Consider the following 13,575-nt stretch of genomic DNA (forward strand, 5'->3'; position numbering starts at 1 on the left):
CTAAGGCAGACCGACCGGACATCCCGGGAACGCGACACCAACACGCAGTAATGGCGGGCAAACGAAACGTGACCGAAATGCCGACGGTCGCATCGGCGTCCCGGTCAGTCCACGTCGACCCAGTCGAGGGTGCGGCGTACCGCCTTCTGCCAGCCGGCGTAGCCGGTCGCCCGCTCCTGCGGCGACCAGGTCGGCTGCCAGCGACGGCTCTCGTTCCAGTTCGCCCGCAGCTCGTCGGTGTCCCGCCAGAAGCCGACCGCCAACCCGGCGGCGTACGCGGCACCGAGGGCGGTGGTCTCGGCGACCACCGGCCGACTCACCGGCACCCCGAGGATGTCCGCCTGCAACTGCATGCACAGGTCGTTGACGGTGACCCCGCCGTCGACCTTCAGGCACTCCAGGGCAACCCCCGAGTCCTGGGCCATCGCCTCGGCCACGTCCCGGCTCTGGTAGCAGATGGCCTCCAGGGTGGCCCGCGCGACGTGGGCGTCGGTGTTGTAGCGGGACAGACCGACGATGGCCCCGCGCGCGTCGGACCGCCAGTACGGGGCGAACAGTCCGGAGAAGGCGGGTACGAAGTACACCCCGCCGTTGTCGGAGACCTGGCGGGCCAGGTCCTCACTCTGCGCCGCGCTGTTGATGATCTTGAGCTGGTCGCGCAGCCACTGCACAGCCGAGCCGGTGACCGCGATCGACCCCTCCAACGCATAGACCGGGTCCGCTCCGGCGAACTGGTAGCACACGGTGGTGAGCAGGCCCGCCTTCGACCGGACCAGCTCCGTACCGGTGTTGAGCAGCATGAAGTTGCCCGTGCCGTAGGTGTTCTTGGCCTCGCCGGGCGCGAAGCAGACCTGCCCTACGGTGGCCGCCTGCTGGTCCCCCAGGTCGCCGGTGATCCGGACCGGCCCACCGAAGGGTCCGTCGGGCCGGGTGCTGCCGTAGGCGTCCGGGTCGGACGAGGGACGGATGGCCGGCAGCATGGCCCGGGGGATGTCGAAGAACGACAGCAGCTCGTCGTCCCAGTCCAGCGTCTCCAGGTCCATCAGCATGGTCCGGCTGGCGTTGGTGACATCGGTGACGTGCACCCCGCCGTCCGGGCCGCCGGTGAGGTGCCAGAGCAGCCAGGTGTCGGTGGTGCCGAAGACCGCCTCGCCGCGACCGGCTGCGGCCCGTACCCCGTCGACGTTCTCCAGGATCCACTGGATCTTGCCGGCGGAGAAGTAGGTCGCCGGGGGCAGGCCGGCCCGGCGGCGGATCACGTCGCCCCGGCCGTCGCGCTCCAGCGCCGCGGCGATCCGGTCGGTACGGGTGTCCTGCCAGACGATGGCGTTGTAGTACGGCTGACCGGTGCGCGGGTTCCACACCACCGTCGTCTCCCGCTGGTTGGTGACGCCCAGCGCCGCGAGGTCGGCGGCGGCGATGCCGTGCGCGTTCAGGGCGGTGCGCACGACGGTCCGGGTCCGCTCCCAGATCTCCAGCGGGTTGTGCTCCACCCACCCGGCGCGCGGCAGGATCTGCTGGTGTTCGAGCTGGTGACGGCCGATCTCGTTACCGCCGTGGTCGAAGATCATGAAGCGGGTGCTGGTGGTGCCCTGGTCCACGGCGCCGACGAAGTCAGCCATGCGGGGGTCTCCTTCTCGTCGTGGTCGTCGGGCCGATCCTTCCCGATGTCCGCCCCGATGTCCGCAGCAGGACGACGCCGAAATAGGCCACCGACGCCCGGTCGGTGCCTCCGACGAGCTGCCGCCCGGCGGTCGCGGTACGGTCTGGATCCGTCCCGTCGCCCACCGCGCCACCACCACCGGCGGCGCCGACCGGGACAGGGAGCACGCCGATGCGGTACGACCTTCGCGACCGGACGATCCTGATCACCGGAGCGGCCCGGGGCATCGGCGCCGCGCTGGCCCGGGGCGCCGCCGCCCGAGGCGCCCGCGTCGCGCTGGTCGGCCTGGAGCCGGCGCTGCTGCGGCAGCTCGCCGCCGAGCTGAACGGGCACTGGTACGAGGCGGACGTGACCGACCAGTCCGCGCTGGACGACGCCGTCACCTCCACCGTCGAGCGGTACGGCGGCATCGACGTGGTGGTGGCCAACGCCGGCATCGCGAACCTGGGGACGGTCGCGCTCGGGCCGGTCGACGCGCTCGCGCGCACCATCGAGGTCAACCTCACCGGCGTGGTGCGTACCGTCAGCGCCGCCCTGCCGCAGGTGCTCGCCGCCCGGGGTCACGTGCTGATCGTCTCCTCGGCGGCGGCCTTCGGCGCGATGCCCGGGATGGCCGCGTACTGCGCGTCGAAGGCGGGTGCGGAGCAGTTCGGCAACGTCCTACGCCTGGAGAACCGCCGGCACGGCCTCACCGTGGGTACCGCGCACCCGATCTGGATCGACACCGACCTGGTCCGAGACCTGCGCGACGACCTGGCCTCGTTCCGGCAGGCCCAACGCCGGCTGCCCTGGCCGCTGAACACCGTGGTCGGCGTCGAGCGGTGCGCCGAGGAGCTGCTGCGCGGCATCGAGCGCCGCCGCCGCAAGGTGTACGTGCCACGCGCGATCGGCCTGGTCCAGGCGTTGCGGCCGATCGCGCAGAGCCGGCTGGCCGACGCGGTGATCAGCCGCTTCGGCGGTACGACCATGGTCGCGCAGATGGAGGACGAGGTGCGGCTGCTCGGGCGCTCCTTCGGGCGTACCTCGGTGGAGGGGGGCGGCTCGTGACGCTGCGTTTCCGGCGGGCCGGGACCGGGCAACCGCTGTTGCTCGTGCACGGCATCGGGCACCGGCACCAGGCGTGGGACCCGGTCTTCGACCGCCTCGCCGCGCATCACGACGTGATCGCGATCGACCTGCCCGGCTTCGGCGAGTCCCCGGTGCCGCCGACCGGGATGCCCACCGACATGGCGGCCATCGTCGCGACGATCCGGCCGGTACTCGCCGACTGGGGGCTGGACCGGCCGCACGTCGCCGGCTACAGCCTCGGCGGCGCGATCGGCCTGGAGCTGGCCGCCTCCGGACTGGCCGCCTCGGTGACCGCGCTCTCCCCCGCCGGATTCTTCACCGACGCCGAACGCCGCCGGGCGCTGCGCGCCCTGAGCTGGATGCGGGTCACCAGCCACCTGCCCACGCCGCTGATCCGGGCCGCGCTGCGGTCGCCGGGGCTGCGCGCGTGGTGCTTCGGCCCGCTGGTGGCCCGTCCGGCGGCGCTGGACGCCGAGCGGGCCCTGGCCGACGCCCTCGCCCTGCGCCGGTGCGCCGGTTTCGGCACCGTCGCCCGCGCCGCCCGGGGTTACCGGGTCGACTGCGCCGCACTGGGCGCGTGCGCGACACCGGTCACCATCGGCTGGGGTGACCGAGATCGCATCTTCGGCGTCCACCAGGCCGAGCGGGCCCGCGCCGACCTGCCGGGTGCCCGTGTGCAGACCCTGTCCGGCTGCGGGCACGTACCGATGAGCGACGATCCCGAGGCGGTCGCCACGCTGATCCTGGAGACCACTGGCGCGCTGCCCCGCCCGGCCGACCGCCCGGCTACGGCAGGCTGATCGGACCCCGGCTCACCGCCGTCGGAACCCGTTCAGTGCCGGCGGAACAGGCAGAACTCGTTGCCCTCCGGGTCGCTGAGCACGGTCCAGCGCGGCAGCGTACGCCGCACGGTGGCCCCGGCGGCCACCACCGCCGCCAGTTCGTCGTCCTCGGCGGCCAGGTCCAGGTGGATCCGGCCGACCGGCGGCAGGTCCCCGGCGGGGGCGATCCAGATGTCCGGTCCGGTCCCGGCCGGGTCGCTGAGCAGCACCGACTCGGTGGGCCCGAGAGTGCGTTCGGTGAGTTTGACGCGGTCGTCGGGCGCCACCGGCAGACCGGTGACCCGGCTCCAGAACGGGGCCATCAGGTACGGGTCACGGCAATGGATGACGATCGCGGCGAGCTGCGGCATTCGATCATGCTAGCCAGCGCCCGAGCAGCACCCGAACCGCGATGCTTGCTGTTCAGCAAGAGTCGCAGATGCTGGAGGACGACGTAATCTGCCTGCATGAGTAACCTCGCCCAACCGGACGCCGGCGGCACCGGCGGCCCGATGTCGGGGGTCGGCGAGGAGATCTGCCTACTGTCCGAGTCGTTCACTTCGCAGACGGTGACGCCTTTGCGGCACCTGCTCGCCGCGCAGATCGCCGCCGCCGGTCTCACCGGCGACCTGGCCGAGGATCTCGTCCTGGCCGTACACGAGCTGGTCACCAACGCCGTGCTGCACGGCGGCGGCCAGGGGCGTCTGGACCTGATCCGCCGCGCCGACCTGCTCGTCTGCGAGGTCTCCGACCACGGGGACCAACCCGACGCCGACCTCACGGTGCACCTGCCACCCAGCACCACCGCCGGCGGGCGCGGCCTCTGGCTGGCCCACCAGCTCACCGGAGCGCTGACCCTCACCCGCCGCCCCGACGGCATGACCGCCACCGTCACCGCCAGCCTGATCGACCCGCCGGCCGCGCTGCCGGGGCCGCCTCCCGGCGGCCTGCCCGCCGACCGGCGTGGCGGCGACGAGGGGCTGCCGCGCCGGTAGGCGCGGCAGCCGGCACCCGCGTCAGCCGTTGTGCTTCTGCTGACAGGGCACGCAGAACCGGGCGTGCGGCAGGATCTCGAGGCGCTCCCGAGGGATCGTGGTGCCGCACTTCTCGCAGCTGCCGTAGCTGCCGCTGGCGAGACGGCGCAGCGCACCGGTGATCTGCTCCAGGCTCTGCCGGGTGGCGGCGATCAGCGCGGCGTTGGTGTGCGCCTCCGCCGGGTCGCCGGTGTCGGCCGTCAGCTCGGTCAGCCGGGCCGTCTGCGCCTCGAACTCGTGGGTCAACGTCGCCTGGAGTTCGGTGCGCCACTGCTGGTCATACGTACTCGTACTCATCTGCGGTCCTGTCCCTTTCTCGGAAAATAGAAAAGGGCCGAAGCTGTCCGCTTCGCCCCTGGCCGTCGATATGTGCGACGAGATGCCGGGGGGCCCCGACCGGTGGGACGCGGCTGGCCGTGTCCGGCCCGCGCGGACACCCACGCCGGTCGAGTCGCGGCGCACCGCCCCAGCGCAGCCGCCAGCGGCACCGCCGTGGTGACGGCGGCGCGGTCCAGCGATGCGGCGGGATGCATCGGACCACCATAGGCGGCGCGGCACGGCAATCCAATGGCAAATCCGGGCGGTCGCCGCAGCAGACCCGCACGTATGCGTACCAAAGCCGCTAAGGTGACAGATACCGCAGCTTGACCGGCACGTCCGCCGCGCCCTGGGGCGGTCGCCGTCCGCTGCCGCCGGTCCGCAGGAGGTGGTGCGATGTCCGAGGCGGTGCACCACTTCTTCGACGGGCTCGCGCGTAACGGCGGTCGCATGCTGCGCCAGGTCTGCGGCACGGTCCGCTTCGACCTGCGTTACCCCGACCACGTCGACCACTGGCTGGTCACCATCGACCACGGGCGGGTGACGGTCTCCCGGGGCGACGCGGCCCCCGCCGACACCGTGATCGGCACCTATGAGGCCCTGTTCCTGCGGATGGCGCACGGCGAGGTCAAGCCGCTACCCGCCTGGCTGCGCAACGACTTCACCGCGGACGGCGAGTTCCGGTTCGTGATCATGCTTGAGCGGATCTTCGCTCCGCCACCGGGTGCCCGCCATCCCCGGGAGGTAGCCGGTGGCGGCACCCCGGCCCAGGAGCGGACCTGACGTGAAGAAGCTGGTCCGCATCCTCGACGGCAACGTCTTCGCGCTCAGCGGGGACAACGGCGACATGGCGTTCAGCCCCACCAATCCGAGCGGCTTCTTCGCCTTCGACACCCGGTTCCTGTCCACCTGGCGGCTGAGCCTGGACGGGGAGCAGCTGAACCCGCTGGCCGTGCACGACCCCAGCTACTACGAGATCAGGTTCTTCCTGGTACCCGGTCACCCGACCCACTACGTGGACGCCAAGGTGTCGGTGATCCGGGACCGGTGGATCTCGGGCTGCGGGTTCGTCGAGCAGTTGACCGTGCTCAACCACACCGGTGAGGCGGTCGACCACGTCCTGCGCGTCGAGGTGGACAGCGACTTCGCCCCGATCTACAACGTCGTGTGGCCGCGCGCCTCGACGCTGCGCGGCTACCGCGAGGTGTCCGACGGCCGCCTGCGACTGGGTTACCGGCGGGAGAAGTTCCACCGGCTCACCGACGTCTCCTCCAGCGAGCCCGCCGAGGTCGACGAGCGCGGGCTGACGTTCCGGATCCGGGTCGACCGGCAGGGCAAGTGGAGCACGAGACTCCAGGTGACCGGCCTGGCCCCCAGCCCGAACGGCGAGGACATCCGGACCCGGCTGGGCCACCACGGGCACCAGAAGGGTGCGCGGCTGCGCCACGACCTGAGCGAGTGGCTGGCCGACGCACCCCAGCTCACCTGCGACTGGGAACCGATGGCCGTCACCTACCGGCGTGGTCTGGTGGACCTGGCCGGTCTGCGCTACACACCGCTGGCCGCGCCGCACGAGTCCATGCCGGCGGCCGGACTGCCCTGGTCGGCGACGATCATCGGCCGCGACAGCATCTTCACCTGCTTCCAGACGCTGCCCTTCGTACCCCGCCTGGCCACCACCACGCTGCGCCTGCTCGCCCTGAACCAGGGCACGGTGCTCGACGACTTCCGGGACGAGGAGCCCGGGAAGATCCTCAACGAGTTCCGGTACGGCGAGATGGCGGCCTTCGAGGAACGCCCGCAGTCGCCGTACTTCGGCGGGGCGGACGTCACGCCGCTCTTCGTCGTCCTGCTCGACGAGTACGAACGCTGGACCGGTGACGGTGCGCTGGTCCGGGAGTTGGAGGACGCCGCCCGGGCCGCGTTGCGCTGGATCGACGAGTACGGCGACGTACGCGGCGACGGGTACATCTGGTACCAGCCACGCAACGAACGCAGCGGGGCGAAAAACCACTGCTGGAAGGACACCCCGGAGGCGATCTGCTACCGCGACGGCCGGCTGCCCGGGCTACCCCGCGCCACCTGCGAGTTGCAGGGCTACGCGTACGACGCGAAGCGGCGCGGCGCCCGGCTGGCCCGCGAGTTCTGGGGCGACCCGGCGTACGCCGACCGCCTGGAGCAGCAGGCGGCGGAGCTCAAGCAGCGGTTCAACCGGGACTTCTGGATCGACGACGGCGGGTACTTCGCGCTGGCGCTGGGGCCCGACGGCGACCGGGTGGACGCCCTGGCGTCGAACATGGGGCACCTGTTGTGGAGCGGCATCGCCGACGACGACAAGGCCGCCTCGGTCGCCGACCATCTGCTCGGCCCCCGGCTGTTCTCCGGCTGGGGAGTCCGGACGCTCGCCACCGAGCAGGTCAGCTACAACCCGCTCGGCTACCACGTCGGCACCGTGTGGCCGTTCGACAACTCGTTGATCGCGATGGGGCTGCGCCGGTACGGCTTCCTCGCCGAGGCCGGCGTCATCGCGGAGAGCATCGTCGACGCGGCGCAGCACTTCGCCGGGCGGGTACCGGAGGCGTTCGCGGGCTACGACCGGGAGCTGACCCGCTTCCCGGTGCCGTACCCGGCGGCGAACAGCCCGCAGGCCTCCGCCACCGGGGCGATCTTCCTGCTGCTGCGGACCCTGCTCGGCCTGGAGCCGTACGGCGAGCACCTGGTGGTGCATCCGGCGATCCCGCAGCGGTTCGGCCGGATCGAGCTGCTCGACATCCCGGGTCGCTGGGGTCACAAGGACGCGATCGGCAACGCCCGCGCGGGTGCGCCCTGAGCCAATAGAAGTTATTGCTTATATAAGATTCCACTGTTATAAAGTCCTCGTGCATGCCTTCGACGTGCTCGGCGACCCGGTCCGGCGACGGATTCTGGAGCTGCTCGCGAACGGCGAGATGACTTCCGGCGGCATCTGCGAGGTGATCCAGACCGAGTTCGGCATCTCGCAGCCCGCCGTGTCCCAGCACCTCAGGCTGCTCCGCGACGCCGGCTTCACCACCGTGCGGCCGGAGGGGACGCGGCGGCACTACGCCGTCGACCCCCGCCCTTTGCAGGAGGTCGACCGGTGGCTCGAAGGATTCCGCCGGTTCTGGACGCCACCGCTGGCCGCGCTCGCCACCGAACTCGCCCGTGGCAAGCGCGAACGGCGGCGGCAGGCCGAGGGCGACCACCAACAGAGCGAGACAGGGGACAACCATGAATGACGCCAACGCTCAGATCGACGCCGTCCAGCGCCGGCTCGGCAGCCGTACGCTGGCGGCCGGCGAGGCCCGGGTGATGACCATCAGCCAGACGTACGACTCGACCCCGGAGGACGTCTGGGACGCCTGCACCACCCAGGAACGGCTGACCCGCTGGTTCGGACCGGTCTCCGGCGAGCTGCGACTGCACGGCCGCTACCAGATGGAGGGCAACATCAGCGGCACCGTCGAGCGGTGCGACCCGCCGAAGTCGTTCGCGGCCACGTGGGAGTTCGGCGGCGAGGTGAGCTGGATCGAGGTCCGCCTGGACCCGACCGACGACGGACGGACCCGGCTCCACCTCGAACATGTTGCCCACGTCAACGACGAGTTCTGGCTCCAGTACGGGCCCGGGGCCGTCGGTGTCGGCTGGGACGTCGCCCTGTTCGGCCTCGCCTGCGAACTCGCCGGGACGGGCCGCGACGTCCCCCTGGAGCAGGACCCGGAGTGGGCGGGATCGAGTGCCCACCGCGAGTTCGTGACCGCCAGCAGCCAACGGTGGCGCGAGGCGAGTGTCGCCGCCGGTACGGACCCCGAGCAGGCACGGACCGCCGCCGACCGGACCACCGACTTCTACACCGCGCCGCCACAGGGCTGACCGTCGGCACCGCCCCGCCGGTCGAGGTAACGTGCAGCGGCATGACCGGCCTGCCGTACTCGCACTGCTCGTACTGTGGTGCCGCCTACCCGGCGGACGCCGGGTGGCCCCGCATCTGCGCGGCCTGCGGCCAGACGGTCTGGCGCAACCCGTTGCCGGTGGCCGTGGCGCTGCTGCCGGTACAGACCGCCGACGGCCTCGGGCTGGTCGTCGTCCGGCGGGACATCGAGCCGGCGCGCGGCCTGCTCGCGCTGCCCGGTGGCTTCGTCGAACACGGTGAGGACTGGCGCGAGGCGCTGGTGCGGGAGCTGTGGGAGGAGACCTGGCTGCGCGCGGAGGCGGCCGACGCGCGGCTGGTCGCGGTGCACAGCGCTCCGGCCGGCGGCACCCTGATGATCTTCGGTGAGTTGCCGGCCCGCCGGGTCGAGGAGCTTCCGCCGTCGGCGCCGACGGCGGAGGCCACCGAATGGCTGGTGCTGACCGAGCCGACCGAGCTGGCGTTCTCCACCCACACCCGGGTACTGGCCGACTTCTTCGCCGCCCGTCGCTGACGCCGCCCACCTCCGCGCGGATCAGGGCCGTCCGGCCGGCACCGGCGGGGTGGCGAACGGGATGCCGGCGGGCTGCGACACCGCCGGAGCGCCGGCCGGGTGGTGCCACAGCCCCCGCGCGCGCAGGATCGGCAGCACCCCCTCGCCGAACCAGTAGGCCTCCTCCACGTGCGGGTGCCCGGAGAGCACGAACTCGTCCAGGCCGAGCGCGTGGTACTCGGCGATCCGGTCGGCGACCTCGGTGTGGCTGCCCACCAGGGCGGTGCCCGCGCCACCTCGGACCAGGCCGACGCCGGCCCACAGGTTCGGGCTGATCTCCAGGCCGTCCCGGGACCCGCCGTGCAGGTCGAGCATCCGCCGCTGCCCCTCGGACTCGCTGCGGCGCAGCCCCTCCTGCGCGGCGGCGATGTCGGCGTCGGCGATGCCGTCGAGCAACCGCCGGGCCTGCGTCCACGCCTCGTCACTGGTGTCCCGCGAGATGACGTGCAGCCGGATGCCGAACCGGACGGTCCGGCCGGCCTCGGCGGCCAGCTTGCGGATCCAGTCCAGTTTGCCGGCGACCTGCGCCGGCGGCTCGCCCCAGGTCAGATAGACGTCGCTGTGCCGGGCGGCGACCGGGCCGGCCGCCGCCGACGAGCCGCCGAAGTAGACCGGCGGGGCCGGCTCGGGCAGCCGGGCCAGGCGGGCCTGCTCGACGCGCACGTGAGCACCGGCGTGGTCGACCGTCTCACCGCGCCAGAGCGCCCGCACCACGTGCAGGAACTCGTCGGTACGCGCGTACCGGGCGTCCTTGTCCAGGAAGTCGCCGTACGCCCGTTGCTCGTGCGACTCGCCGCCGGTGACCACGTTGACCAGCAGACGTCCCTCGGAGAGTCGCTGGAAGGTGGCGCCCATCTGCGCGGCGAGGGTCGGCGAGAGCAGGCCGGGCCGGAAGGCGACCAGGAACTTCAGCCGTTCGGTGACCTCGGTGAGCATGGCGGTGGTCAGCCAGGCGTCCTCGCACCAGGCCCCGGTCGGGGTGAGCGCGCCGACGAAGCCGAGTTGCTCCGCCGTGCGAGCGATCTGGCCGAGGTAGCCGATGGTGGGCGGACGGGAGCCGCCGGCCCTTCCCGCCGACATGCCGTGCCCGCCGCCGACGATGTCCCGGCTGTCGCCGTACGTGGGCAGGAACCAGTGAAACGTCAACGACATGACTCGATCCTTCTGGCGCGCAGGGGTGGGTCCGGCCGTCCACTCCTGAGAGATGAGACGACCACACGGACAGGCTACCGATAAAACCTATCGGTTTAGTAGGCTGCTGCCGTCACGGACTCGTGTCGATGTCCGGCGATCCCCCTTCGCTGTGTCCAGGAGACCTCATGCGTACCCCTTCCCCACGTCGTGCCCGCACCGCGCTGCTCACGGCGCTCGCCCTGGTCGCCGCGGTCGGCCTCACCGCGTGCGGCGGGTCGGCCAGCGGCGACGACGACACTCCCCGACTGCGCATCGGCTACCAGCGGTTCGGCGGACTGAGCCTGGTCAAGGCGCGCGGCGAGGCCCCGGACGCCGAATGGTCGCTGTTCGAGAGCGGCCCGGCGCTGACCGAGGCGCTCAAGGCCGGATCGATCGACATCGGACAGACCGGGGAGGCACCGCCGATCTTCGCCGCCGCCGGCAAGATCCCGTTCTCCGTCATCGGGACCTCCGAGCCGATCCCGCAGGGCGAGGCGGTGCTGGTCAAGGAGGACTCCGGGATCCGCACCTTCGCCGACCTGAAGGGACGCACGGTCGCCCTGAACAAGGGCTCCAACGTGCACTGGCTGCTGGTGCGGCTGTTGGAGGCGAACAACCTGACGTTGCAGGACATCAACGTCAAGTACCTCAAGCCCTCCGAGGGGCGACCCGCCTTCGACAACGGGCAGGTCGACGCCTGGGTGATCTGGGACCCGTACTTCGCCCTCGCCGAGCGCCCCGGGGTCCGGATCCTGGCCGACGCCACCGGCCTGGCCAGCAACCGCGAGTACGTGCTGGCCCACCCGGACGCGCTGGCGGACAAGTCCCCGCAGATCGAGTCGTTCCTGCGTACCTACCGGACGGTCACCGACTGGGGCATCGCCAACCCCGCCGAACGCGCCGCAGTGCTCGCCCCCGAGCTGAAGATCGCCGAGGACGTCACCAGCCGGGCCCTGGACCGCAGCGCCCGCGCCCTGGCCCCGGTCACCCCCGCCGTCGGCGACGAGTTGCAGGCCATCGCGGACGGCTTCGCCACGCTGGAACTCATCCCCGGCCCGGTCGACATCCGTTCCCGGATCGACGACCGCTTCAACGAGGTGTACCAGTGACCAGGGCGACCGCACCCCCTGTCGTGGCACCGGCGGCATCAGGCACGGCAGATCTCGGTACGCCGAAGCCCCGCGAAGGGCGTCGACGTACCAAGATCTCCACGATCGCCTGGTGGCGGCTGGCCAGTCCGGTGCTGCTGGTGGGCGGCTGGGAACTGGCCGCCCGGGCCGGACTGCTCGCCCCGGAGAAGTTGCCCGCACCGAGCACCGTGCTGGCCACCGGTTGGCGCCTGGCCAGCGACGGCACCCTGCTGACCCACCTGCTCGACTCGCTCAGCCGGGCCGGTGCCGGGCTGCTCATCGGCGGCGGGCTCGCCCTGCTTCTCGGCGCCGTCGCCGGGCTGCTGCGCCTCGGTGACGACCTGATCGACCCACCGGTGCAGATGGCCCGGATGCTGCCGCACCTCGGACTGGTACCGCTGCTGATCATCTGGGTCGGCATCGGTGAGTCGCTGAAGATCAGCCTGGTCGCCCTCGGGGCGTTCTTCCCGCTCTACTTCAACACCTACGCCGGCATCCGGGACATCGACGAACGACTGGTCGAGGCGGCCCGTACCTGCGGGCTGGGGTCGCTCGCCCGGCTGCGGCACGTGGTGCTGCCCGGCGCGCTGCCTGCCCTGTTCCTGGGGCTACGGCTGGCCATCGGCGCCGCCTGGCTCAGCCTGGTGGTCGGGGAACAGGTCAACGCGCAGACCGGCATCGGCTTCCTGATGATGGAGGCCCGCGAGTTCAGCCAGACCGACGTGGTCGTCCTCGGCCTCCTGGTCTACGCCCTGCTCGGACTGCTCTCCGACGTGGCCATCCGCACCCTGGAAAGGAGGACGCTGTCATGGCGACGCGGACTTCGGGCAACCTGACCGCCGGGACGGCGGTGCTGACCGCGACCGGCGTACGCCGTGACTTCGGCACCACCACCGTGCTGGCCGGCACCTCGCTGAGCATCGCGCCGGGCGAGGTCGTCGCCCTGCTCGGCGGCAGCGGCTCCGGCAAGAGCACCCTGCTGCGCGTACTCGCCGGCCTCGACGAGGAGGCCACCGGCGAGACCGTCCTGCGTGGCACCGCCGCAGTCGTCTTCCAGGAGCACCGGCTGCTGCCGTGGAAACGGGTCGCCGACAACGTCGCGCTCGGGCTCTCCGGCCCGGACGTGGCAGGCCGCGTCGACCGGGCGCTGGCCGAGGTCGGCCTCGCCGACCGGCACCGCGCCTGGCCCGCCGAACTCTCCGGCGGCCAGGCACAGCGGGTCGCGGTCGCCCGAGCCCTGGTACGCGAACCCGACGTGCTGCTGCTCGACGAACCGTTCGGCGCGCTCGACGCGCTCACCCGGCTCCGGATGCAGGCGCTGCTGCGTCGACTACGCACCGAACACGGCTTCGCCGCGCTGCTGGTCACCCACGACGTCGAGGAGGCGCTGCTGCTCGCCGACCGACTGCTCCTGCTGGAGTCCGGCGTCATCGCCGAGGAACTGGACGTACCCCTCGGCCCGACCCGGACTCCCGACGACCCGGCCTTCGGCGCACTACGACGCCGCCTGCTCGAACGACTCGGCGTACCCACCTGAGGACAGGAGTTTCGCCGCTCAGGCGGTGAGTCTGCCGCCCTTGACGCCCCGGACGAAGCCGGCCCACTGGTCGGAGCTGAACGACAGCACCGGCCCCTGCCGATCCTTACTGTCCCGCACCGCGACCACGGCCGGGAGATTGTCGGCCACCTCGACACAGTTCCCGGTCGACCCCGACCGGGTGCTCTTGCGCCAGGTCAGGCGACTCGGGTTCATGCGGGTCCTACTTGACCAACTCCTCGGCCAACGCGAGCAGCCTATCCCGAGTGGGCTTCGGTCCCAGAGCCACAGCTTGAAGCTGTTCATGAGCAGTGGCATTTTCCGAGATTTCGGCCGGGAACCGGCGGGAG

The 13,575-nt window shown here is 71.8% G+C and carries 16 protein-coding genes; 11 read left to right on the plus strand and 5 right to left on the minus strand.

The genetic code is table 11. The features are described from left to right. Nucleotides 1-104: 104 nt before the first annotated feature. A complete protein-coding gene (glpK, locus tag ABT008_RS08335; protein ID WP_350694748.1) occupies nucleotides 105-1,622 on the minus strand; it encodes a glycerol kinase GlpK in 1,518 nt (505 codons plus the stop codon). A gap of 212 nt (nucleotides 1,623-1,834) precedes the next feature. On the opposite strand from glpK, the gene ABT008_RS08340 reads away from it, so the two are divergent. Both ABT008_RS08340 and ABT008_RS08345 read left to right on the plus strand, forming a co-directional pair. Next, the gene (locus ABT008_RS08340) at nucleotides 1,835-2,710 is read left to right on the plus strand and encodes an SDR family oxidoreductase (protein WP_350694749.1); all 876 of its coding nucleotides are present in this window, start codon (nucleotides 1,835-1,837) and stop codon (nucleotides 2,708-2,710) included. Then, the gene (locus ABT008_RS08345; RefSeq protein WP_350694750.1) at nucleotides 2,707-3,531 is read left to right on the plus strand and encodes an alpha/beta fold hydrolase; all 825 of its coding nucleotides are present in this window, start codon (nucleotides 2,707-2,709) and stop codon (nucleotides 3,529-3,531) included. Before ABT008_RS08340 ends, ABT008_RS08345 begins: the two co-directional genes overlap by 4 nt. Nucleotides 3,532-3,563: 32 nt before the next feature. On the opposite strand, the gene ABT008_RS08350 is transcribed toward ABT008_RS08345, so the two are convergent. Next, complete coding sequence (locus tag ABT008_RS08350) at nucleotides 3,564-3,923, minus strand: VOC family protein (RefSeq protein WP_350694751.1); 360 nt, start codon at nucleotides 3,921-3,923, stop codon at nucleotides 3,564-3,566. A 96-nt stretch (nucleotides 3,924-4,019) separates the two neighbouring features. On the opposite strand from ABT008_RS08350, the gene ABT008_RS08355 reads away from it, so the two are divergent. Beyond that, the gene (locus ABT008_RS08355; RefSeq protein ID WP_350694753.1) at nucleotides 4,020-4,547 is read left to right on the plus strand and encodes an ATP-binding protein; all 528 of its coding nucleotides are present in this window, start codon (nucleotides 4,020-4,022) and stop codon (nucleotides 4,545-4,547) included. A 21-nt stretch (nucleotides 4,548-4,568) separates the two neighbouring features. On the opposite strand, the gene ABT008_RS08360 is transcribed toward ABT008_RS08355, so the two are convergent. Next, nucleotides 4,569-4,883 carry a TraR/DksA family transcriptional regulator gene (locus ABT008_RS08360; RefSeq protein WP_350694754.1) on the minus strand — a complete coding sequence of 105 codons (315 nt, stop codon included), beginning with the start codon at nucleotides 4,881-4,883 and terminating at the stop codon, nucleotides 4,569-4,571. A 417-nt stretch (nucleotides 4,884-5,300) separates the two neighbouring features. On the opposite strand from ABT008_RS08360, the gene ABT008_RS08365 reads away from it, so the two are divergent. The 5 genes from ABT008_RS08365 to ABT008_RS08385 are packed head-to-tail and all read left to right on the plus strand — an operon-like array spanning nucleotide 5,301 to nucleotide 9,346. Then, nucleotides 5,301-5,687 (plus strand): SCP2 sterol-binding domain-containing protein, encoded by a 387-nt coding sequence (locus tag ABT008_RS08365; protein ID WP_350694755.1) that lies wholly within the window; start codon nucleotides 5,301-5,303, stop codon nucleotides 5,685-5,687. Between the two features lies 1 nt (nucleotide 5,688). Next, nucleotides 5,689-7,734, plus strand: a complete 2,046-nt coding sequence (locus tag ABT008_RS08370) for an amylo-alpha-1,6-glucosidase (RefSeq protein WP_350694757.1) — start codon at nucleotides 5,689-5,691, stop codon at nucleotides 7,732-7,734. A gap of 49 nt (nucleotides 7,735-7,783) precedes the next feature. Next, nucleotides 7,784-8,161, plus strand: a complete 378-nt coding sequence (locus tag ABT008_RS08375; protein ID WP_350694759.1) for an ArsR/SmtB family transcription factor — start codon at nucleotides 7,784-7,786, stop codon at nucleotides 8,159-8,161. Continuing rightward, nucleotides 8,154-8,795 carry an SRPBCC family protein gene (locus ABT008_RS08380; RefSeq protein WP_350694761.1) on the plus strand — a complete coding sequence of 214 codons (642 nt, stop codon included), beginning with the start codon at nucleotides 8,154-8,156 and terminating at the stop codon, nucleotides 8,793-8,795. The genes ABT008_RS08375 and ABT008_RS08380 overlap by 8 nt, the downstream gene beginning before the upstream one ends. 41 nt (nucleotides 8,796-8,836) lie before the next feature. After that, entirely contained in the window at nucleotides 8,837-9,346 is a 510-nt protein-coding gene (locus ABT008_RS08385; RefSeq protein ID WP_350694762.1) for an NUDIX domain-containing protein, read from the plus strand. Nucleotides 9,347-9,367: 21 nt separating this feature from the next. Here ABT008_RS08385 and ABT008_RS08390 read toward each other — a convergent pair whose 3' ends face one another. Continuing rightward, nucleotides 9,368-10,537: an LLM class flavin-dependent oxidoreductase gene (locus ABT008_RS08390; protein ID WP_350694763.1), complete on the minus strand. Its 1,170-nt coding sequence runs from the start codon at nucleotides 10,535-10,537 to the stop codon at nucleotides 9,368-9,370. A 167-nt stretch (nucleotides 10,538-10,704) separates the two neighbouring features. On the opposite strand from ABT008_RS08390, the gene ABT008_RS08395 reads away from it, so the two are divergent. The 3 genes from ABT008_RS08395 to ABT008_RS08405 are packed head-to-tail and all read left to right on the plus strand — an operon-like array spanning nucleotide 10,705 to nucleotide 13,225. Further along, on the plus strand, nucleotides 10,705-11,667 hold the full coding sequence (locus ABT008_RS08395) for an aliphatic sulfonate ABC transporter substrate-binding protein (protein WP_350694764.1): 963 nt from the start codon (nucleotides 10,705-10,707) through the stop codon (nucleotides 11,665-11,667). Continuing rightward, nucleotides 11,664-12,524, plus strand: coding sequence for an ABC transporter permease (locus tag ABT008_RS08400; RefSeq protein ID WP_350694765.1), 861 nt, complete (start codon nucleotides 11,664-11,666; stop codon nucleotides 12,522-12,524). The genes ABT008_RS08395 and ABT008_RS08400 overlap by 4 nt, the downstream gene beginning before the upstream one ends. Next, nucleotides 12,497-13,225: an ABC transporter ATP-binding protein gene (locus tag ABT008_RS08405; RefSeq protein ID WP_350694767.1), complete on the plus strand. Its 729-nt coding sequence runs from the start codon at nucleotides 12,497-12,499 to the stop codon at nucleotides 13,223-13,225. Before ABT008_RS08400 ends, ABT008_RS08405 begins: the two co-directional genes overlap by 28 nt. Nucleotides 13,226-13,243: 18 nt before the next feature. Here the strand turns inward: ABT008_RS08405 and ABT008_RS08410 are convergent, their stop codons facing one another. Further along, nucleotides 13,244-13,441: a DUF397 domain-containing protein gene (locus tag ABT008_RS08410; RefSeq protein WP_350694768.1), complete on the minus strand. Its 198-nt coding sequence runs from the start codon at nucleotides 13,439-13,441 to the stop codon at nucleotides 13,244-13,246. Nucleotides 13,442-13,575 lie beyond the last annotated feature (134 nt).

Source organism: Micromonospora sp. NPDC002389, from assembly GCF_040296095.1.
In the GTDB taxonomy this organism is placed as follows: Bacteria; Actinomycetota; Actinomycetes; order Mycobacteriales; family Micromonosporaceae; genus Micromonospora.